The following is a 20,599-nucleotide window of genomic DNA, read 5'->3' on the forward strand; positions in this document are numbered from 1 at the left end:
AGGAATCTGACGAATTCCAAACAAAAATCACTTATTCAGCACATGATTTTCTGTAAAAAGTAAAAAACCCACCGCTCTCGCAGTGGGTCTTAAGTTGGGGAGTCGACTTATAAGCCGGGTTCTGTGCCGCTTTCGCGGTGATAGCCATTCCTCTAGGCCAGCAATCGCTCACTGGCTCCAGCAACCTACCCGCTTCCAAACGCGAGCAGCGCCATATGGAAGCCTATTTGGTCTTGCTCCGGGTGGAGTTTACCTTGCTACGAACTGTTGCCAGCCGCACGGTGCGCTCTTACCGCACCCTTTCACCCTTACCTGTGCTGTCTCTTCTCTAACGAAAAAAGAAGCCATCGGCGGTTTTCTCTCTGCTGCACTTGTCGTGGGCTTGCGCCCCCCAGGCGTTACCTGGCACCCTGCTCTATGGAGCCCGGACTTTCCTCCCCTCCGTCAGTCTCCACAGGATTAACCGTAGGACATCAACGAAGCAGCGACTATCCAGTCAACTCCGGCGCGGATTGTAACTAAGCAATATTAAGATGTCTAGCTTTATACTCAATTACTCTAGGTGCTCCAATCCCCACTTATACAGCGCATTTTTTTTCATGCTATGCAGTTCAGCAACAATGGCTGCGGCTTTTTTCAGCGGTAGCTCTTTCACCAACATAGTCAGTAAACGGATAGCATCTGCTGGGAATTCTTCACTTTCGCTTTCTCGATAACCGTGAATAAGAATCACCATCTCTCCACGCTTGCGGTTATCATCCTCTTCAATCCAAGCAATTAGCTCTCCCAACGGCAGACCTTTTATCGTCTCAAAGGTTTTTGTCAGCTCTCGGGCAAGTACAACTTCTCTCTCTGGACCTAACACTTCAAGCATATCTTTTAGTGAATCCATAATCCGATGAGGAGATTCATAAAAAATACAGGTACGTTCTGCTTGTTCAATCTCTCTGATTCTATCTTGTCTTCCTTTACTTTTGGCAGGAAGAAAACCTTCAAAACTAAATCGATCAGACGGTAATCCAGAAGCACTTAACGCAGTAACAAAAGCACACGCTCCCGGTAATGGGACAACATTGACACCCGCTTGACGACATTTATTTACTAAATGGTATCCTGGATCACTAATTAATGGCGTACCAGCATCGGAAACTAGTGCAATAGACTGGCCTTGCTGCAATTTTTCAACCAATACTTGCGCTTTCTGCTGTTCATTGTGATCATGCAACGCATAGGTTTTAGTTTGAATATTAAAATGGGATAATAACTTACCAGTATGGCGAGTATCTTCGGCGGCAATAAGGTCAACGAGAGATAATATTTCTATTGCTCGCTGAGTAATATCCCCTAAATTGCCTATTGGAGTTGGTACAATATAGAGAGTTGGGATCTCTGACGGGAATCTTTTATTATCTGTCATTTGTTTACCATCACTTCAGCGATTAATATAGTACTTAATTTTACACACAATTGAATAAGAACTCATGGCTAGAATGAACCACAAGCGAACCAGTGTACCACGCCTTCTCACTCCAATTGCACTAGCAATTACTCTTGCGGCCTGTTCATCTATGCCTCAAGCGCCACAAAGCTTGGATATTACCTCTGAGCCGACCTTAAGTTCACACAGCTATTTAATCAAAGCCGACACCATTGAAGGCAACGAACAGAATAACTGGTTGATCATGGCACTCAAAGCCGCCGTTGATGAAGGAAAGCTAAATCAAGCTTCACTACTCATTCAGCGAATAGGTCAATTACCTTTATCTGAAATGCAACAAGCGGAGTGGCAACTGGCTCGCGCTGAATATCTAAACTTAAGAGAGCAACCCGACGAAGCACTAAAAGAGCTAAACTTCCCTCGTTGGTGGCGAATTCCAGATGAGCAATGGAAAGATTATCATCAATTGAAAGCGGATCTTTATCTAAGCTTACTTGACCACCTTAACGCGACGCGTGAGCTTATACAGTTATCCCAGTACGTAGCAGAAGATCAGCGTCAGCAACTGACGAATGACATCTGGCAAACCATCAGCCTCTACTCCACTCTCGATATAACCGAGTTTGCTATTGAAGATGATGAGAAAGATCTAGAAGCGTGGCTTCAATTAGCCGTGTATATGAAAACCCTTAATGGCCATATTGGTAAGCTAAAGAGTGCCATCGAAGGTTGGATGATTGAGTATCCATACCATGCAGCCGCTATTTATCCTCCAATCGAAATTCAGAATATTCTGGCACTAGAAATTGTTGAGGCCAAAAATACTGCCCTATTGCTACCACTAACCGGAAAGTATCAAAAACAAGCGGAACTGATCAGAGACGGTTTCATGCTGGCGATGATGGACGACTACAACCGTAAAGATGATGAAAGCCTTACTATTATCAACAGCAGTGTTTTGGATGAAGAGGCACTAGCGGAAAAAATTCAAAACAACAGTATCGATTTCATTGTTGGCCCATTAGTGAAAGACAATATAGAAGTGGTTCAAAACATTCAGTTAGCACAACAGAAGCAAGTCCCTATGCTAGCACTTAACCTGCCTGACGATATCAACCCAGAAGTCAACAGTTGTTACCTTGCCCTGTCTCCTGAACAAGAAGTACAGCAGGCCGCAAAACATCTCTTCTCTCAAGGGTTCCAGTATCCACTCATTCTTGCACCTAAAGGCGCTTTAGGTGAACGTGTAGCAATAGCATTCCAAAATGAGTGGAAGAAGTTTAGTCGCAATAAAGCATCAGTCAGTTACTTTGGTAATAAATCTCAACTTCAGCAAAATATTAATACCGTCTTTGGCATCAACGCCAGCAAAGCCAGAAATGCTCAGATGGATAAGCTATTAAATATGGAGTTAGAGAACCAAGCGAGAAGCCGACGAGATATAGATGCTGTATACATTGTAGCGAAAAGCTCAGAACTCACTTTGATAAAACCGTTTATCGAGGTCATCATCAACCCGGAAACAACACCACCGACATTATTTGCTAATTCACGCAGCAATAGCGGAAGCAAAAGGCAGTTTGAAGATCTTTCTGGCGTAATTTTCAGTGACATACCGCTACTGACGGAACAAAACAGCAGATTAGATAATCAAATGAAAACCTTGTGGCCAGATTACGGTAATAATGAAAAACGCCTGCAAGCTCTAGGAATGGATGCTTATAAACTGGTCAAAGAGCTACCTCAAATGAAAGTTGACCCTAACTATCATGTACAAGGAAAAACTGGCGTTCTTTCTCTAAGCCCGCAATGTGTGGTGCAGAGAGAAATTAGCTGGATAGAGCATGAAGCTCTTTAGCAAAAAAGAGATAGGTAACCAATACGAACAAGTTGCTAAGAGATACTTGTTGGATCATGGGTTAACGTTTATAGAAAATAATTTCTGCTGCAAATTAGGTGAGATAGACCTAATTATGCAGCATAAGCAAAGCATTGTTTTTGTGGAAGTGAAGTATAGAAAGCACCTCAGCTACGGACACGCCGCTGAGTTTGTCACCAAAAACAAAGCGAGCAAGCTAATAAAAGCGGCTCATATTTGGTTAAAGAAAAACAAATTATCACCCATTTCTACCGAATTTCGATTTGATGTCGTCGCAATTCATCAACATGGAAACGACATCAATTGGATAAAAAACGCGATCACCGAAGGATAAACATGCAAGACATCATTAAAGCCAGTTTTACTGAAAGTATTCAGATCCAAATTGCAGCCGCTGAGGCGTTACCGGACGCCATTACTCACGCAGCACAAGCGATGGTTGCCACTCTTCTAAATGGCAACAAAATTCTTTGCTGTGGGAATGGTGGATCTGCGGCAAACTCTCAGCAATTTGTCTCCTGTTTACTTAATCATTTTGAAACTGAAAGACCCAGTCTGCCCGCGATGGCATTAACCGCGGACAATACCACCCTTACTGCGGTAGCAAACGATTATGACTATCAACAAATCTTTTCTAAGCAAGTAAGGGCGCTTGGCCAAGAAGGAGACATACTTCTCGCCATATCCACCAGTGGTAATAGCCAAAACATTGTCAAAGCGATGGAAGCGGCTGTAAGCAGAGATATGACCATTATTGCGTTAACAGGAAAAGATGGTGGCGAAATGGCAGGGCTACTTGGTGAACATGATGTAGAAATCCGTATCCCTTCTCTAAGAACAGCACGTATTCACGAAGTCCATATGGTCACCTTGCACTGCTTGTGTGACCTTATTGATCAAGTTCTATTTCCCTCGCACGAGGAGTAATGATGAAAAACAAATTTAAAATTATATTGGTCTCTTTTTTCTCACTCTACCTAACAGGTTGTGCTGGTGTTCTTGTGGTAGGCGCTGGTGCAGCAACCGCCGCCTACTTCGTTACAGATCCACGAAGCAGCTCTGAGCTTTTGCATGATCAAGATATTTCCTTACAAATAAACGCACTTGGTAATAAAGCACCGTTTAAGACTAATGTGCGTGTCACCGCAAGTACCTTTAAAGGAAATACTCTACTTATGGGACAAGCCATAAGCCAAGATTACAAAGATTCATTAGAGAGCGAAGTGCGGAAAATATCGGGAGTTAAAGTTGTCTATAACCAGCTAAAGGTAAAACCGTTACTCTCTATCACCGATGTTAGCAACGACACTTGGATTACCACCAAGGTTAAATCCGCGTTGATCGCAGACTCTGAACTTCGAGACCTTAAGATATCGGTATTCACTGAAGATAGTGAAGTCTTCTTAGTTGGGTCTGTGTCTCCTTATCACGCAGAGAAAGCGGTTGAAGTCGCAAGAAATATCTCTGGAGTTAAAAAGGTAGTTAAAGCCTTTTATTACGGGGAAGCAGACAAGAAAGAGAAAGAGAGCCCAGACAGCTCTCAACCAGCACCAACAGAATCTGTTACCAAATCAGAGGCAACCGAAGAGGTTATTCCTTATATCGAGCCAGAAGAAGTTGACGGGCTATAAGCCTGATATCCAAGCATAAAAAAAGCAGCCATTGGCTGCTTTTTTTTATTTGACTACTTTAAGGCTAGGTCGGCCTTTCGGTTTTGGTGGTGCTTCATCTGATACTTCTTCAGTTGTATCATCAGCCACCGTTAACCCAAATGTCGTGACAGGCGTAATCGCGTCTTCATCCACCAATTCCTCGTAATCCACCATATAAGCATCTTCAGGTTCAAACATTGTACCAGCACCATTTTCACGGGCATAGATAGCTTGAATAGCATATAAAGGAACAATTACAGAATGAGGCTGACCGCCAAAACGAGCACTAAAAGTAACCGTCTCATTCCCCATTTCAAAATTGCCCACCGCTCGAGGGGCAACATTAAGAATAATTTGTCCATCTTGAACAAACTGATCCGGAACTCGCACTCCAGGCAAATCCGCATCAACCACCAAATGAGGGGTTAAATCATTATCAACCAACCACTCATAATGGGCTCTTAATAAATAGGGACGACGTGGTGTCATATCATTCATTTCCATGATTTAACGAACCAAACGCATCTCACGTTCTGCTTCTGTTAAAGATGCAAGGAATGAATCACGTTCGAACACACGGTTCATGTAAATTTTCAGCTCTTTTGAACCCGGTCCAACCAACTCAATACCAAATGTCGGTAAACGCCATAATAGCGGAGCTAGGTAACAATCAATAAGGCTAAACTCTTCACTCATAAAGTATTCGTATTCTGCAAATACAGGAGCTAAAGTTAGAAGATCATTGCGTAACTTCTGACGAGCAGATTCAGCTTCTTCAACAGAGCCTTCTACGATTTTTTTCGCAAGGGTATACCAGTTACGTTCAATGCGGTAAATCATTAAACGGCTGTTACCACGAGCAACAGGGTAAACAGGCATTAGCGGCGGATGCGGGAAACGCTCATCCAAGTACTCCATAATGATTTTAGAGTCGTATAACGCAAGCTCACGATCAATTAGAGTAGGCACTGACTTATAAGGATTAAGCTCAATCAACTCATTAGGCAAATTGGCATCATCAACCAATTCCACTTCAACACTTACGCCTTTTTCCGCTAAAACAATACGCACCTGGTGACTGTATAAGTCAGAGGCACTTGAAAAAAGAGTCATTACAGAACGTTTATTGGCAGCTACAGCCATTGAGCCCTCCAGTACACTTACAAACAAAAAAACAATGGAGGCTAGTTGCCTCCATTGCATACAAATTAGCACCGAATGATAGCATATTTAATGCACATCACGCCAATACTCTTTCTTCAACAGTACAAAAACAATCGTGAGTAAAACTAAGAAAGCCATTACCCACCAACCCAGTGCTTCACGCTCTAGTTTGACTGGATCTCCGGAGTATTCTAGGAAGTTCACTAAGTCACGAACTGCCATATCATACTCTTTGCTACTTAACTCACCACTGCCATCCGTCTCTATACCAACAACAACCGTTTTCTCTACACCATCAACTACCTGAACTTCAGTAATTGGCGTAGGAATACCTTGCAGCTCTTCAAGAACATGCGGCATACCAACACTTGGGAAAACAATGTTATTTACGCCAAATGTTTTACTTGGATCAGTATAGAAAGTTCGTAGATACATATACAGCCAATCCGCGCCACGCACTCTTGCAACCAGAGTCAAATCAGGCGGTGGAGCACCAAACCATTTAGCCGCTTCTTCATCTGGAATGGCATTTTCCATTAATTGGCCGATCTTCGCTTCAGGGTCAAACACCAAGTGCTCTTTCATCAGGTCCAACGGAATATCAAGATCCGTCGCCACTCGTTGAAAGCGCTGATACTGGGTTGAGTGACAACCAAAGCAGTAGTTCATGAATAATTTGGCGCCGTTTTGCAACGATGCTTTATCACTTAAGTCATTATTCGCACTGTCTAAATGTACGTTACCGCCGGCAGCAAATGCCAATGAAGGTAACATAGTAAATAGTATTACAATCCACTTTTTCATTTGAATGTCACCCTCTCTGGTAATGGTTTTGTTTTTTCATATTTGCTGTAAATAAACAACAGCACAAAGAACATGAAATAACCTAAGCTAAAGAGACGAGCTAGCCATGTATACAAATCTGTTGCTGGCAGTGCACCTAGAACACCCAGTGCAATAAAGCTCACGGTGAATTGAACAATGTTAATTAAGTGAAGCTTGCTACGATAACGATATGAACGTACGTTGCAGCGATCCAACCAAGGAAGTAGGAACAACACAACAATTGCACCACCCATAGCGACAACACCTAATAGCTTATCAGGCACGGCACGTAAGATGGCATAGAATGGCGTAAAGTACCAAACCGGCGCAATATGTTCAGGTGTTTTCAGCGGGTTTGCTGCTTCAAAGTTTGGTGGCTCTAGGAAATAGCCTCCCATTTCTGGATTGAAGAATAACACGTAACAGAACAAGAATAAGAAGCCTGCAACACCAACCAGATCTTTTACCGTTCCATAAGGATGGAAAGGAATAGAATCGATGATGTCATACTTCTTGGTGTAGTATTTATGGAACTTAAATTGCGGCTCATAATCATCACCCATGCTACCTTTTGGCAGCTTGGTTTCGATACCATCAGGGTTATTTGATCCGACTTCATGCAGTGCCAATATGTGTAAAACCACAAGAAGCAACAACACAATAGGCAGGGCTACAACGTGTAATGCAAAGAAGCGGTTGAGTGTCGCTCCAGAGATAACATAGTCGCCACGAATCCATAATGTCAGGTCATCACCGATAACAGGGATGGCACCAAATAAGGAGATAATTACCTGCGCTCCCCAGTATGACATTTGTCCCCATGGTAATAGATAGCCCATAAACGCTTCAGCCATCAGCACCAAGAAGATCAACATACCAAAGATCCACAGCAGCTCACGAGGTTTTTGGTATGAACCGTAAATAAAGCCACGGAACATATGCAGATACACCACAACAAAGAACGCTGACGCGCCTGTTGAGTGCATGTAACGAAGCAACCATCCATACTCTACATCACGCATGATGTACTCTACAGATGCGAATGCGCCATCACCAGACGGTTCATAGCTCATCGTTAACCAAACACCAGTCAACAGTTGGTTAACCAGTACTAGCATCGCTAACGAGCCAAATAAATACCAAAAGTTAAAGTTCTTCGGCATTGGGTATTCTGATAAATGCTTTTTATAAGCATTCATCATGGGCAGACGTTTTTCAAACCATTCAGCTAGAGCTTGCATTAGGCTTCTCCCTCTTCATCTACACCAATCACAATTCTTGTATCACTCAAATACATGTGTTTTGGTATAACCAAGTTCAAAGGTGCAGGTACACCCTGGAACACACGGCCTGCCATATCAAATTTAGAGCCATGACATGGGCAGAAGAAACCAGACTTAACACCTTGAACCTGTTCATTAAAACTGTCAGGTAAATAGGTTGGTGAACAACCAAGGTGGGTACAAATACCAACAGCAACAAAGTACTCTGGTTTAATTGAACGATACGCATTTTGTGCGTAAAGGGGTTGTTGCTCTTCAGAAGATGACGGATCACGTAGTTCACCATCAATCTCATTCAGCGCATTCACTATTGATTCAGCTCGACGAACGACCCAAACAGGTTTACCACGCCATTCGACGCGAACCATTTGACCTTCTTCTAGCTTACTGATATCGACTTCAACGGGGGCACCCGCTGCTTTCGCTTTCTCACTTGGGTTCCAAGATTTAATAAAAGGAACAGCGACAGCGACAGCTCCTAAACCCCCAACAACCGCAGTTGTGGCAGTTAAGAAGCGCCTACGTCCACTGTTTAAAGGCGCATTGCTCATCCAACATATCTCCCATTTGCTCTGCTTTATTTTTTTCTATTCACAGGGCATGGCTAACAAAACTAATTTTATTCTACTTTTAGCGGTGAATAATAAGTAAAAAGACACCTTTTGTTAACATTTATAACAAAAATTCGTTCAGCGCTTCACAAAAACACTTATAGGATGAAAATAATGTCGCCCAAAACGGAGTAATCTTTTGATTCTGAATAATTAGCTTGATCAAATAAATATGTAAAAAAGGTGGGATTGTTACAAAATGTTCTGATATTTAGATACAAAAAAGCTCGGTATAAACCGAGCTTTTGATTCCACAATCCAGCAATAAAGCTGAAACGTAATCTTTGAAAAGATTAACGCTTAGAGAATTGTGGGCGACGACGTGCTTTACGTAGACCAACTTTCTTACGTTCTACTTGACGTGCGTCACGAGTAACGTATCCAGCTGCGCGTAGAGCAGGGCGTAGTGTTTCATCGTACTCCATAAGAGCGCGAGTGATACCGTGGCGGATCGCACCAGCTTGACCAGAAATACCACCACCTTTAACAGTGATGTATAGGTCTAGTTTTTCTAACATTTCAACTAACTCAAGTGGTTGACGAACAACCATACGAGAAGTTTCACGTCCAAAGTAAACATCAAGGCTACGCTTGTTGATTACGATGTTACCACTGCCTGGTTTAATGAAAACGCGAGCAGCTGAGCTTTTGCGACGACCAGTGCCGTAGTATTGATTCTCTGCCATTGTCATAATCCCCGATTAGATGTCTAGTACTGTTGGTTGTTGAGCAATATGGTTATGCTCAGCACCAGCGTAAACTTTAAGCTTACGGTACATTGCACGGCCTAGAGGACCACGTGGTAACATACCTTTAACAGCAAGCTCAAGAACCATCTCTGGTTTCTTATCAATTAGTTTTTCAAACGTAATTGATTTAAGACCACCAGGGAACTCAGAGTGACGGTAATACACTTTACCTTTAGCCTTGTTACCTGTTACAGCAACTTTCTCAGCATTGATAACGATGATGTAATCACCAGTGTCAACGTGAGGAGTGTATTCAGCTTTATGTTTGCCACGTAGGCGAGATGCAATTTCACTTGCTAGACGGCCAAGAGTTTTACCTTCAGCGTCTACAACATACCAGTCACGTTTTACTGTAGCTGGTTTAGCAACGAAAGTTTTCATGCTAATAATAACCCGTTAATTTAATTTTACACTTAAGGAGCTTTCGCTCCCACTGTCTAAGAGCCCATATCATCACCCCTTCGAGTGTTGGCACTCTCGGTCATATTTAAAAAAATAGACCTGCAGTAACGGTGGGTCGCAGGATTATAGAGAAGTGTGAGGGAAAAATCATCTATTTTTTAAGGAAATTTATAAATAATTCATTCTAAGAATTCACATCGAGTCCTTGAGTATAAAGGAGTGGACAGATGTCTCCGGGCAGAGTCACCAAGGAGAGCTAACCATCACCAAGTTAACTCCCCTTCTCTCGATAATTAGGCGAGGTGCTCTTTAGCCAAATACTCGTGACTTTGCATTTCAACCAAGCGAGACAGACAACGCTTAAACTCAAACGTAAGTCCACCTTGATCATAAAGCTCTTGCACCGCAACTTCAGCCGAAATAATCAACTTAACATTTCGTTCGTAAAACTCATCCACTAAGGCGATAAAACGACGAGCTGCATCATCTTGTGTCGCTGTCATCTGAATCACATCGGATAAAAGTACCGTATGGTACAGGCGAGAGATCTCAATATAGTCATTTTGGCTACGGGCCGTTTGACAGAGCTGAGCAAACGTCGCGTACAAAACCCCATCACACGCTTTGTTAATGGCAATATCTCGATGATTGATCTCGATTGAATGAGCAACGACTTTGCACTCACTAGTCAGTTGAGAGTAGTATTTATCCAGGTTTTCTGTAGCGGATTGATCCAAAGGAGAGTGGTAAATTTCTGCTTGCTCTAATGTTCTTAAACGATAATCAACGCCACCATCAACATTGATCACTTGGCAGTGCTGCTCTATAAGTTCAATCGCAGGTAAAAAACGTGCCCTTTGCAAACCATTTCGATACAGATCCTTCGGCGGAATATTCGACGTTGCAACAAGTACAATTCCTCGTTGAAATAGTGCTTGGAACAACGTCCCCAGTATCATGGCATCCGTTATATCTGAAACAAAAAACTCATCAAAACAGATAATGTCGGCTTCAGCAGTAAATATATCTGCTATATGTTCCAACGGGTCTGAAACTTCGCCAACGGTTTTTAGCTCATCATGCACTCTAAACATAAAGCGATGAAAATGTACCCGCATAACACGGCTATTCGGTAAGGTTTCGCAAAACGTATCCATTAAGTAGGTTTTACCACGCCCTACTCCACCCCACATATAAATCCCTTGAGGCAAGGTAGCTTGCTCCACTTTTTTTCCAAGCAGCTTCTGCATGGTGGATAGCTTTGCCACAGGGGCATCCAGATACGCTTTATAAGCGTGATAAAGCGCATCTAAAGCGGTTACTGCATTTTTTTGAGCAGTATCGATTTGAAAATTAAATTCACGTAGATCGCTTTCGTACTTTCTTAATGGTGTCATTACTAAATACCCAAGTTCCCTCTAACACATTTCCCGTTAACACATTTTTTCACTAACACATTGGTCGAATCTGTTACGTAATATCTTTATCAGATTGCTCAGTCATAGTAACATGCGCAAGAAACATGTGGTAAACAACATGTTAACCGACTCTATAATTAAGGAGCTTTTATGCCTTGGATTTTTGGATTATCAGGCTTATTAGTAGGCGCAATATTCGGCATTATTATTGCCCGCATTAAAACCCCTCAGTACAAAAAGCACCAACAGATGAAAAAAGAGCTGGAAACAGCCAAGTTTGAATTAGAACAACAACGACAAGAATTAACCGATCATTTCTCACAAACAGCAGAGATGCTCGATGTACTTGGAAAAGATTACACTAAGCTGTATCAACATCTGGCTAAGACATCTTCGGAGCTATTACCTAATCTTCCAGAGCAGGATAAGCCGTTTTCTAAAATCGTCACGCCACAAGAAGAACAAACGGAAGATCTTAACCTGCAACCTAAGGATTACGCGAATGGCGCGACTGGGTTGTTAACCCCTGAGAAGAAAGAGATCATCAAAGCACCTGACGTTGTAAAAACAGCATAAGTAAAAAAATTTGAACTAGATATAGGTTTTTTAGTCATATTCATCATGAGTAAAACGAGGAACATATGATGAAAAAACCTATGCTTGCATTCACTGCATTAGCGCTAAGTCTCAGTACAACACTAGCGCCGATGCCTGCAACCGCAGCTCTTCCCCTAAGCGTCGACAGTCAACAACTTCCAAGTTTAGCCCCAATGCTTGAGCAAGTTACACCCGCCGTAGTTAGCATTGCGGTAGAAGGCAAACACGTATCAAAACAACGTATTCCCGAAGCATTTCGCTATTTCTTTGGCCCAGACATGCCAGCAGAACAGACTCAAGAAAGACCATTTAGAGGTTTGGGCTCTGGTGTAATCATTAATGCTGACAAAGGACATATTGTCACGAACTACCACGTCATTAATGGTGCCGACAAAATCAAAGTACAGCTTCATGATGGTCGTGAATATGATGCAGAGTTGATAGGTGGCGATCAGATGTCTGATATCGCCTTACTAAAACTTGAGCAAGCCAAAAACTTAACCGCGATTAAACTTGCAGACTCAGATTCCATTCGCGTCGGCGACTTTAGCGTTGCTATTGGTAACCCATTCGGTCTAGGACAGACAGTCACATCAGGTATCGTTTCAGCATTAGGCAGAAGTGGCCTCAATATAGAGAATTTTGAAAACTTCATCCAAACCGATGCCGCCATTAACAGTGGTAACTCCGGTGGTGCGCTTGTCAACTTACGTGGTGAATTAATCGGTATTAACACCGCCATACTTGGGCCTAATGGCGGCAACATAGGAATTGGATTCGCTATTCCATCAAACATGATGAAAAACTTAACGGAACAAATTGTTGAGTTTGGAGAAGTCAAACGCGGGATGTTAGGCGTGCAAGGTGGTGAAGTCACCTCCGAGCTAGCAGAAGCTCTTGGCTACGAAGCGAGCAAAGGTGCCTTTGTTAGCCAAGTCGTAGCCGATAGTGCCGCAGATAAAGCTGGATTAGCCGCTGGAGACATCATTGTTTCCATCAACAAAAAAGAGATTGCGACATTTGGTGAGCTTAGAGCCAAAATTGCCACTCTAGGTGCAGGCAAGAAAGTCGCCATAGGTATTGTGAGAGACGGCAAGGCGATGAGCTTTGATGTGGTGTTAGGTGAAGCGGGTGACAGCAAAACCAAAGCAGATAAACTGCATGATGGCCTACAAGGAGCAGAGCTCAGCAATACGACTTCAGAAGATGAAGCTGAAGGTATTAAGGTAACCAACATAGAAAAAGGCTCTGCCGCAGAAGCGTATCAGCTGCAAAGTGGCGATATTATTCTTGGAGTGAATCGTAAGCGCGTCCGTAATCTTGGCGAGTTAAGAGCGATTCTGGAAGATAAGCCGAGCGTGTTAGCATTAAATGTACAACGAGATGGCAGAACCATTTATTTAGTTGTTCGTTAACTGTAAAACATTGATCACAAAAAGGAGCACGTATATATTCATTTATACGTGCTCTTTTTTGTCATTGGTATTAAAAAAAGCAAAATGGTATCCTTATCTGTTATATACACCAAACGATACTTTTCTGTTCTCCAGCATTGAGGAATACATGCTGAATTTTTTATTACGCTCAATTGGTTTAGGATTGCTCACCGCATTAGTCGTGCTGCTGGCATTCCCCTCTTTACGCTCAAATATTCTTCCCAACAATATTAACCCAACAGCAAACAACATTAGCGAACTGCAGATCTCATTCAACAATGCAGTAAGGCTTGCAGCACCTGCTGTGGTGAATATCTACAGTAGAAAATACACCTCTGAAGGGCAAAAAAACCTTCAAGTTCAAGGGCTGGGCTCTGGCGTTATTGTTAGTGATAAAGGCTATATCATTACTAACTTTCATGTGATTGCTCAAGCAGATGAGATTACGGTCGCCCTTCAGGATGGCAGAATTGCCAGCGGGCAACTGGTTGGTAAAGATCAACGCACAGACATTGCTGTATTGAGAATAGAAGAAAGCAACTTACCGACCATTCCATTGGATCCTAACTATAAAGCCAAAGTTGGTGATGTTGTTTTGGCCATAGGTAACCCATATAACTTAGGACAAACCACAACATTTGGCATTATCTCCGCCACAAGCCGTTCATCCATTAGCGCAGGCGGCCGCCAAGCGTTTATTCAAACAGATGCGGCAATTAACCAAGGAAACTCTGGGGGCGCACTGGTCAACACACAAGGTCAATTAGTCGGCATTAATACGGCTTCCTTCCAACAAGCGACCGATCTAGAAACTTACGGTATCTCGTTTGCGATTCCCTATGCATTAGCAAATAAAATCATGAACAAGATTATCGCTGATGGACGAGTGATTAGAGGCTATATCGGCGTTGATGGACAAGACGTCACCGCAATGACATCACGAATGTTAGGTGGCGACTATATTGGCGCAATTATCGTTTTAGGTATTGATGAGCAAGGCCCTGCAGCGTTAGCCGGATTCCAAAAAAACGATGTTATTATCAAAATAAATGGTCATAAAATTAGTGGCCGACAAAGCGTCATGGATACCGTCACCGATCTTCGTCCCGGCACAACGGTGGACGTCGATATTGTTCGTGATGGAAAAAGTATGACCTTGCCGGTTACCGTTGCAGAACTGCCTAACCCATAAAAAAGCCTACAAAAATCCCGACTCATTGGTCGGGATTTTTTATTATCTAGTTAAATAAATACCGTTCAGTACTTACTCATCTTCTGGCTCTTCTTTGCTCGCAACACTCGCCTGTTCAATTTCAATACTGGTCACGCGCTGTAACCCTCTTGGCAGCAATCCACCACGACGTCCGCGCTCACCTCTAAAGTTATCCAGATCAGCCGGTTTAAGCCCAAGTTTACGCTTACCTGCAAACAGAGTCACTGACGCTCCTTGAGGAATGGACAATAGGTGACAAACCATCTCTTCCCGGGCCTTAGATTTTGCTGCCGGAATATTAATGATCTTGTTACCTTTACCTTTACTCAATTGAGGTAGATCTTTGATTGGGAACAGCAACATCCGGCCAAGATTTGTTATAGCCAAAATCTCGTCATTATCTAAGTCTGCAATAGGGTTAGGTGTAATAACTGAGGAGTTCTCAGGTAAATTCACTAATGCCTTACCGCTGCGATTTTTCGACAGTAAGTCACCACCTTTACAAACAAAGCCATAACCTGCATCGGAGCCAACAAGCCACAGTTGAGTCTCCTCTCCCATAATAACCTGTCTTACATTCGTCCCTTCAGCGATGTTTAAGCGGCCTGTTATTGGCTCTCCTTGGCTTCTTGCCGACGGTAAAGAGTGAGACTCTAAAGAGTAACTTCGTCCATCAGAACCTAAGAAAACCGCTTGCTGATTACTCTTACCACACGCATGAGCAAGATAACCATCACCCGACTTATAGTTTAAGGAAGAGGCATCAACATCATGGCCTTTCGCATGACGAATCCAACCTTTTTCGGAAAGAACCACGGTGATCGCTTCACTTGGGATCAGATCTCGCTCAGTCAGTGCTTTGGCTTCACTTCGCTCAACCAATGGTGAACGACGGTCATCACCATATTTTTCCGCATCAGCTTTAATCTCTTTCTTGAGCAATGTATTCATGCGACGCTCAGAACCTAGCAGCAGTTCCAGCTTGTTGCGCTCTTTCTCTAATTCTGACTGTTCGCCACGAATCTTCATCTCTTCTAATTTAGCAAGATTACGAAGTTTGGTGTCTAAAATAGCATCCGCTTGAATGTCACTGATACCAAAGCGCTCCATCAAAACAGCTTTAGGGTCATCTTCGGTACGAATAATTTCAATCACTTCATCTAGGTTAAGATAAGCGATCAACAAACCTTCTAAAATATGTAACCGTGCTAGGATCTTATCTAGACGATATTGAACACGACGACGAACGGTTGCACGTCTAAACTCAATCCACTCAGATAAAATCTTTACCAAGCCTTTTACTTGAGGACGGTTATCTAGGCCAATCATATTGATATTGACCCTGAAACTTTTCTCTAGATCCGTTGAGGCGAACAGGTGATTCATCAACTGCTCACAATCCACACGGTTTGAACGGGCAACTACGACAATTCTGGTTGGGTTTTCGTGATCAGATTCATCACGAAGGTCATCAACCATCGGCAGTTTCTTCGCTCGCATTTGTGCGGCTATCTGTTCCAATAACTTAGCACCGGAAACTTGATGAGGCAGCGCGGTAATCACAATGTCATTACCTTCTTTATGCCATACCGCACGGGCTTTAATGCTTCCTCGGCCCGTTCTATATATTTTTTCCAGTTCTGATTTTGGTGAAATTATCTCAGCTTCAGTTGGGTAATCAGGCCCTTGAACATAGTTCAAAATATCAGGCAGTTGAGCCGATGGATGATCAATCAGATGAATGGTCGCTTCTGCCACTTCACGAATATTATGAGGTGGAATGTCTGTTGCCATACCAACGGCAATACCGGTAATACCATTCAGCAATATATGTGGTAAACGTGCCGGCAACATTTGTGGCTCTTTCATAGTGCCATCAAAGTTGGGTTGCCATTCAACCGTTCCTTGGCCTAGTTCACCAAGCAGCACCTCGGCAAACTTAGAAAGCTTGGCTTCGGTATAACGCATTGCCGCGAATGACTTAGGATCATCTGGCGCCCCCCAGTTACCTTGTCCATCGACAAGAGGGTAGCGATAAGAAAATGGTTGAGCCATTAATACCATGGCTTCATAACACGCTGAGTCGCCATGTGGGTGGTACTTACCCAGAACATCACCAACCGTACGAGCAGATTTCTTATATTTGGCCGCAGCAGAAAGACCAAGCTCAGACATAGCGTAAATAATACGGCGCTGAACCGGTTTTAAACCATCACCAATATAAGGTAACGCCCTATCCATAATTACGTACATAGAGTAATTAAGGTAAGCGTCTTCGGTAAATTTTCTTAGTGGCAGCTGTTCAACACCATCAAATGACATTTCTGTAGACATCAATTAAACCTCTGCTAAATCGCCGTTTGTTTGTAACCACGTCCGTCTATCATCGGCACGTTTCTTACCTAACAACATATCCATCATTTCATTAGTCAATTCACAATCATCAATGGTTAGTTGTACTAAACGACGAGTATTAGGATCCATAGTAGTTTCGCGCAATTGCAGTGGGTTCATCTCACCCAAACCTTTAAATCGCTGAACATTTATTTTCGCTTTCTTCTTACTCAAGCGTTCCAGTACCCCTTCTTTTTCTTCTTCATCGAGGGCATAGAAAACTTCTTTTCCACAATCAATTCTAAATAGTGGTGGCATAGCGACATAAACATGTCCCGCCTCAACCAGAGCTCTAAAGTGTTTAACAAATAGGGCGCAAAGAAGCGTAGCGATATGCAAACCATCGGAGTCCGCATCCGCGAGTATACAAACTTTTCCGTAACGTAAACTTTCTAGATCATCACTATCCGGATCAATACCCAGCGCAACCGAGATATTGTGCACTTCCTGAGACGCTAACACCTGATCGGCAGACACTTCCCATGTATTTAGGATCTTACCGCGCAGCGGCATAATAGCTTGGAACTCGCGGTCTCTCGCTTGTTTCGCTGAGCCGCCCGCCGAATCCCCTTCCACTAAGAACAGTTCTGTTCGGTTTAAATCTTGTACTGAACAATCCGTCAGCTTTCCTGGTAATGCAGGGCCTGATGCGATTTTCTTACGCACCACTTTCTTACTGGCTCGCATGCGTCGATGAGCATTGGCAATACACATCTCAGCCATCAATTCAGCGATTTGTGGTCTTTCATTTAGCCACAAGCTAAAGGCATCTTTCACCACACCCGACACAAATGCAGCACATTGACGAGACGATAAACGCTCTTTTGTCTGCCCAGCAAACTGAGGATCTTGCATTTTAATCGACAAAACATAAGAACAGCGGTCAAAAACATCATCCCCTGTTAGCTTAACGCCACGAGGCAGCAAGTTACGGAACTCACAAAACTCTCGCATGGCATCTAGCAAGCCTTGTCTCAAGCCATTTACATGTGTGCCACCAAGAGCAGTAGGTATCAAGTTAACGTAGCTTTCTGTAATCAGCTCGCCACCTTCCGGCTGCCAGATAATGGCCCAGTTGGCCGCTTCTGTTTCTGCTTTAAACTCACCCGTAAATGGCTGTTCTGGCAGTACGGTATAACCTTTTACACCTTCAGCTAAGTAGTCTTTTAAACCATCTTCATAAAGCCATTTATGTTCATTACCATTCACTTTATCGGTAAAAACAATCTCTAAACCGGGGCATAGAACAGCTTTTGCTCTCAAATTATTGATTAAGCGCGAAACAGAAAACTTAGCTGAGTCGAAATACTTGGCTTCTGGCCAGAAATGAACACTGGTACCTTTGTTGCGACGACCACAGGTACCGATCACTTCAAGATCCGACACCTTATCGCCATGCTCAAAAGCAATGCTGTAAACTTGGCCATCTCTTCTTACCACCACTTCTACACGTTTTGACAAGGCGTTAACTACGGAGATACCTACACCATGCAAACCACCTGAAAACTGATAGCTTTTATTGGAAAATTTGCCACCAGCATGGAGCTTACAAAGTATCAATTCCACACCGGAGATTTTCTCTTCTGGGTGGATATCAACAGGCATTCCTCGTCCATCATCAACGACTTCCAATGATTGATCAGCGTGAAGGATGACTTGCACTTTAGAGGCGTGACCAGCCAAGGCTTCATCGACACTGTTGTCGATAACTTCTTGGCCTAAGTGGTTAGGACGTACGGTATCCGTATACATCCCTGGTCTGCGACGTACCGGCTCTAAGCCATTAAGAACCTCAATGGCTCCAGCATTATATTGTTCAGTCATAATACGGAATTATACTTCTTCAATTAGGGTTACTTTACCGTGAGAATATGATGTTTAAAACTCGGTCAGTTTCGCATTTAGCAGAAATGAGATTTTCTGAATATCGTTATTTCACGGGAAACAAGGAGAACATAGTCTGGAACAAGGCCGCTGTTGTCAAGCGCGTTGCTCACGGGATGGATATTTTTATGACCCATCCCCAATGCTTTTCATTTTAAAGCTGTAAAAAATTAACAATTTGTTGAGGGAATCGCTCAAATCCTTGAAAACTGTGGTCTCCACCTTTTTCAACGGTTTGCTTCGCATCGGCAAATTTATCCACCGCTTGACGATAATCGAGCACTTCGTCCCCTTCTTGCTGCAACAACCAAAAATCTTCAGCAGATTTTAGCTCTACCACATCTAAGCTTTTTAACGTGTCTATATGCTGCGCTTTCAAAACATAACGCTCATGGGTATAAGGGTTAACTTGTTCCCCAAGATAATCTTCTAACAACTCATACGGTTTGACCGCAGGATTTATCAATACGGCCTTAAAACCATAAAGGCTATTTAACCAAGTAGAGAGGTAACCGCCCAATGAGCTTCCGACAAGACCAATACGATATTCATCCTGATACTTTTCGACCAAGCTTATCAGCAACTCGCTGGCTTGCTCTGGAAAACAAGGAAGTTGTGGGATAACGACCTTAATATCACGTCGGTGAGTCTCACAATAGCTTTTCATCTCATTCGCTTTCAACGATAACGGAGAGCTATTAAACCCATGAATATAAAGTAACAGGGATGGCTTCATTAATAACCACCTGAAGTAAAGTCAGGAGAGAAGCGACCGTTTTGTAGTCGAAAAACCTCGGTTTCTAATCGACCATCATCAAACAAATTTAGCATTCTCCAACCGGGAGAAAGCGCATCTAGAGCAAAATCGTCAGAATCAGGTTTAAATTGAACACAAGTTGAGGGGGTCGTAATCACTCTAACGCCATTATGGCGTTCATCATAGTCTTGGTGAACATGCCCGCTTAAAAGTGCTTTAACGTTGCTGTGCTTCGCCAGTATGGCCCAAAGATCCTGCGCTTCTGTCAATGTATGCTGATCCAACCAAGCACTACCGACAGGAATAGGATGATGATGCAAAAGTACTAACGAATATAAAGAAGGGTTTTCAGACAGCTTATTATCCAAAAATTCCAGCTGTGTTTCACTTAGTCTACCGTGAGGAACACCCACAACTTGGCTGTCTAGCAATATCACTTGCCAATGCTCACCAGCAAAGAAATGATTCTCAGAACGAATTTGTTCAGAAGGGATAACACTATGCATACTTGGTTTAAAATCATGATTACCCGGTAACCAAAAGCAAGGTTTCTCCAGCGGCTCTATACCTTGTTCAAAGCGTTGATAAGACTCTACGCTATGATCTTGTGAAATATCACCAGTGGCGAGTATCGCATCAAAACTCTGCTTATTAAGCACAATTTCATCAACAACTGCGCGAAAGCTATCAAAAGTATTCACGCTCAATAAGCAGCCGTTTTTATCAGAAAACAGGTGAGTATCTGTAATCTGTAAAAGCTGTACTTTGTGATTATTTTTGCTTGCTGATAGTTTCAAAATAGTAAACCTAATGTTCCTTCAATCATTATAAATGCTGTTCTAGTTACTGCTACTGGCACAGATAGCTGTTTTTGCGTTTACTTTATAACGCCTATAT

The 20,599-nt window shown here is 42.8% G+C and carries 20 protein-coding genes and 1 other RNA gene; 7 read left to right on the forward strand and 14 right to left on the reverse strand.

Annotated elements, in window-relative coordinates; translation table 11 throughout:
* Positions 1–94: 94 nt before the first annotated feature.
* Together rnpB and rsmI are read right to left on the reverse strand one after the other, a co-directional pair.
* An RNA gene (rnpB, locus tag CHJ_RS12315) (RNase P RNA component class A) lies at positions 95–504 on the reverse strand.
* A 49-nt stretch (positions 505–553) separates the two neighbouring features.
* Positions 554–1,417 carry a 16S rRNA (cytidine(1402)-2'-O)-methyltransferase gene (gene rsmI, locus CHJ_RS12320; protein ID WP_171752655.1) on the reverse strand — a complete coding sequence of 288 codons (864 nt, stop codon included), beginning with the start codon at positions 1,415–1,417 and terminating at the stop codon, positions 554–556.
* Between the two features lie 64 nt (positions 1,418–1,481).
* On the opposite strand from rsmI, the gene CHJ_RS12325 reads away from it, so the two are divergent.
* Genes CHJ_RS12325 through CHJ_RS12340 form a run of 4 tightly spaced genes read left to right on the forward strand, consistent with a single transcriptional unit; the run spans position 1,482 to position 4,948 of the window.
* On the forward strand, positions 1,482–3,296 hold the full coding sequence (locus CHJ_RS12325) for a penicillin-binding protein activator (protein WP_317917788.1): 1,815 nt from the start codon (positions 1,482–1,484) through the stop codon (positions 3,294–3,296).
* Positions 3,283–3,651 carry a YraN family protein gene (locus tag CHJ_RS12330; protein WP_171752653.1) on the forward strand — a complete coding sequence of 123 codons (369 nt, stop codon included), beginning with the start codon at positions 3,283–3,285 and terminating at the stop codon, positions 3,649–3,651. Before CHJ_RS12325 ends, CHJ_RS12330 begins: the two co-directional genes overlap by 14 nt.
* Before the next feature lie 2 nt (positions 3,652–3,653).
* Positions 3,654–4,244 carry a phosphoheptose isomerase gene (locus CHJ_RS12335; protein ID WP_171752652.1) on the forward strand — a complete coding sequence of 197 codons (591 nt, stop codon included), beginning with the start codon at positions 3,654–3,656 and terminating at the stop codon, positions 4,242–4,244.
* A complete protein-coding gene (locus tag CHJ_RS12340; protein ID WP_317917789.1) occupies positions 4,244–4,948 on the forward strand; it encodes a BON domain-containing protein in 705 nt (234 codons plus the stop codon). Before CHJ_RS12335 ends, CHJ_RS12340 begins: the two co-directional genes overlap by 1 nt.
* Before the next feature lie 45 nt (positions 4,949–4,993).
* Here CHJ_RS12340 and sspB read toward each other — a convergent pair whose 3' ends face one another.
* From sspB to zapE, 8 genes are all read right to left on the reverse strand, one after another.
* Entirely contained in the window at positions 4,994–5,473 is a 480-nt protein-coding gene (sspB, locus tag CHJ_RS12345) for a ClpXP protease specificity-enhancing factor (RefSeq protein WP_317917790.1), read from the reverse strand.
* Positions 5,474–5,476: 3 nt separating this feature from the next.
* The gene (sspA, locus tag CHJ_RS12350; RefSeq protein WP_171752649.1) at positions 5,477–6,112 is read right to left on the reverse strand and encodes a stringent starvation protein SspA; all 636 of its coding nucleotides are present in this window, start codon (positions 6,110–6,112) and stop codon (positions 5,477–5,479) included.
* A gap of 87 nt (positions 6,113–6,199) precedes the next feature.
* Positions 6,200–6,937 carry a cytochrome c1 gene (locus CHJ_RS12355; RefSeq protein WP_317917791.1) on the reverse strand — a complete coding sequence of 246 codons (738 nt, stop codon included), beginning with the start codon at positions 6,935–6,937 and terminating at the stop codon, positions 6,200–6,202.
* Positions 6,934–8,199 carry a cytochrome b gene (locus CHJ_RS12360; RefSeq protein WP_171752647.1) on the reverse strand — a complete coding sequence of 422 codons (1,266 nt, stop codon included), beginning with the start codon at positions 8,197–8,199 and terminating at the stop codon, positions 6,934–6,936. Before CHJ_RS12360 ends, CHJ_RS12355 begins: the two co-directional genes overlap by 4 nt.
* The gene (gene petA, locus CHJ_RS12365; protein WP_171752646.1) at positions 8,199–8,792 is read right to left on the reverse strand and encodes a ubiquinol-cytochrome c reductase iron-sulfur subunit; all 594 of its coding nucleotides are present in this window, start codon (positions 8,790–8,792) and stop codon (positions 8,199–8,201) included. Before petA ends, CHJ_RS12360 begins: the two co-directional genes overlap by 1 nt.
* 353 nt (positions 8,793–9,145) lie before the next feature.
* Complete coding sequence (gene rpsI, locus CHJ_RS12370; RefSeq protein WP_171752645.1) at positions 9,146–9,538, reverse strand: 30S ribosomal protein S9; 393 nt, start codon at positions 9,536–9,538, stop codon at positions 9,146–9,148.
* 15 nt (positions 9,539–9,553) lie between these two features.
* The gene (gene rplM, locus CHJ_RS12375; RefSeq protein ID WP_171752644.1) at positions 9,554–9,982 is read right to left on the reverse strand and encodes a 50S ribosomal protein L13; all 429 of its coding nucleotides are present in this window, start codon (positions 9,980–9,982) and stop codon (positions 9,554–9,556) included.
* A gap of 314 nt (positions 9,983–10,296) precedes the next feature.
* A complete protein-coding gene (zapE, locus tag CHJ_RS12380) occupies positions 10,297–11,400 on the reverse strand; it encodes a cell division protein ZapE (protein ID WP_317917792.1) in 1,104 nt (367 codons plus the stop codon).
* 171 nt (positions 11,401–11,571) lie between these two features.
* Between zapE and zapG the strand changes: the two genes are divergently transcribed.
* The 3 genes from zapG to degS all read left to right on the forward strand — a co-directional run bounded on the left by zapG (position 11,572) and on the right by degS (position 14,646).
* Entirely contained in the window at positions 11,572–11,997 is a 426-nt protein-coding gene (zapG, locus tag CHJ_RS12385) for a Z-ring associated protein ZapG (protein WP_171752642.1), read from the forward strand.
* A 68-nt stretch (positions 11,998–12,065) separates the two neighbouring features.
* On the forward strand, positions 12,066–13,433 hold the full coding sequence (locus CHJ_RS12390) for a Do family serine endopeptidase (protein WP_171752641.1): 1,368 nt from the start codon (positions 12,066–12,068) through the stop codon (positions 13,431–13,433).
* A 148-nt stretch (positions 13,434–13,581) separates the two neighbouring features.
* Positions 13,582–14,646, forward strand: a complete 1,065-nt coding sequence (degS, locus tag CHJ_RS12395; protein WP_317917793.1) for an outer membrane-stress sensor serine endopeptidase DegS — start codon at positions 13,582–13,584, stop codon at positions 14,644–14,646.
* A gap of 72 nt (positions 14,647–14,718) precedes the next feature.
* On the opposite strand, the gene parC is transcribed toward degS, so the two are convergent.
* The 4 genes from parC to cpdA form a co-directional block, all read right to left on the reverse strand.
* Positions 14,719–17,001 carry a DNA topoisomerase IV subunit A gene (gene parC, locus CHJ_RS12400; protein ID WP_171752639.1) on the reverse strand — a complete coding sequence of 761 codons (2,283 nt, stop codon included), beginning with the start codon at positions 16,999–17,001 and terminating at the stop codon, positions 14,719–14,721.
* A 3-nt stretch (positions 17,002–17,004) separates the two neighbouring features.
* A complete protein-coding gene (parE, locus tag CHJ_RS12405) occupies positions 17,005–18,885 on the reverse strand; it encodes a DNA topoisomerase IV subunit B (protein WP_317917794.1) in 1,881 nt (626 codons plus the stop codon).
* Positions 18,886–19,099: 214 nt separating this feature from the next.
* Positions 19,100–19,681 carry an esterase YqiA gene (yqiA, locus tag CHJ_RS12410; RefSeq protein WP_171752637.1) on the reverse strand — a complete coding sequence of 194 codons (582 nt, stop codon included), beginning with the start codon at positions 19,679–19,681 and terminating at the stop codon, positions 19,100–19,102.
* Positions 19,681–20,499: a 3',5'-cyclic-AMP phosphodiesterase gene (gene cpdA / locus CHJ_RS12415; protein WP_317917795.1), complete on the reverse strand. Its 819-nt coding sequence runs from the start codon at positions 20,497–20,499 to the stop codon at positions 19,681–19,683. The genes yqiA and cpdA overlap by 1 nt, the downstream gene beginning before the upstream one ends.
* Positions 20,500–20,599 lie beyond the last annotated feature (100 nt).

The sequence above is a fragment of the Vibrio sp. MACH09 genome (assembly GCF_033238805.1).
Lineage (GTDB): Bacteria > Pseudomonadota > Gammaproteobacteria > Enterobacterales > Vibrionaceae > Vibrio.

Bases quoted from the DNA above. Each gene is read 5' to 3' on its own strand.
- rsmI (WP_171752655.1), bottom strand. From the start codon at position 1,417: ATGACAGATAATAAAAGATTCCCGTCAGAGATCCCAACTCTCTATATT.
- CHJ_RS12325 (WP_317917788.1), top strand. From the start codon at position 1,482: ATGGCTAGAATGAACCACAAGCGAACCAGTGTACCACGCCTTCTCACT.
- CHJ_RS12330 (WP_171752653.1), top strand. From the start codon at position 3,283: ATGAAGCTCTTTAGCAAAAAAGAGATAGGTAACCAATACGAACAAGTT.
- CHJ_RS12335 (WP_171752652.1), top strand. From the start codon at position 3,654: ATGCAAGACATCATTAAAGCCAGTTTTACTGAAAGTATTCAGATCCAA.
- CHJ_RS12340 (WP_317917789.1), top strand. From the start codon at position 4,244: ATGATGAAAAACAAATTTAAAATTATATTGGTCTCTTTTTTCTCACTC.
- sspB (WP_317917790.1), bottom strand. From the start codon at position 5,473: ATGGAAATGAATGATATGACACCACGTCGTCCCTATTTATTAAGAGCC.
- sspA (WP_171752649.1), bottom strand. From the start codon at position 6,112: ATGGCTGTAGCTGCCAATAAACGTTCTGTAATGACTCTTTTTTCAAGT.
- CHJ_RS12355 (WP_317917791.1), bottom strand. From the start codon at position 6,937: ATGAAAAAGTGGATTGTAATACTATTTACTATGTTACCTTCATTGGCA.
- CHJ_RS12360 (WP_171752647.1), bottom strand. From the start codon at position 8,199: ATGCAAGCTCTAGCTGAATGGTTTGAAAAACGTCTGCCCATGATGAAT.
- petA (WP_171752646.1), bottom strand. From the start codon at position 8,792: ATGAGCAATGCGCCTTTAAACAGTGGACGTAGGCGCTTCTTAACTGCC.
- rpsI (WP_171752645.1), bottom strand. From the start codon at position 9,538: ATGGCAGAGAATCAATACTACGGCACTGGTCGTCGCAAAAGCTCAGCT.
- rplM (WP_171752644.1), bottom strand. From the start codon at position 9,982: ATGAAAACTTTCGTTGCTAAACCAGCTACAGTAAAACGTGACTGGTAT.
- zapE (WP_317917792.1), bottom strand. From the start codon at position 11,400: ATGACACCATTAAGAAAGTACGAAAGCGATCTACGTGAATTTAATTTT.
- zapG (WP_171752642.1), top strand. From the start codon at position 11,572: ATGCCTTGGATTTTTGGATTATCAGGCTTATTAGTAGGCGCAATATTC.
- CHJ_RS12390 (WP_171752641.1), top strand. From the start codon at position 12,066: ATGAAAAAACCTATGCTTGCATTCACTGCATTAGCGCTAAGTCTCAGT.
- degS (WP_317917793.1), top strand. From the start codon at position 13,582: ATGCTGAATTTTTTATTACGCTCAATTGGTTTAGGATTGCTCACCGCA.
- parC (WP_171752639.1), bottom strand. From the start codon at position 17,001: ATGTCTACAGAAATGTCATTTGATGGTGTTGAACAGCTGCCACTAAGA.
- parE (WP_317917794.1), bottom strand. From the start codon at position 18,885: ATGACTGAACAATATAATGCTGGAGCCATTGAGGTTCTTAATGGCTTA.
- yqiA (WP_171752637.1), bottom strand. From the start codon at position 19,681: ATGAAGCCATCCCTGTTACTTTATATTCATGGGTTTAATAGCTCTCCG.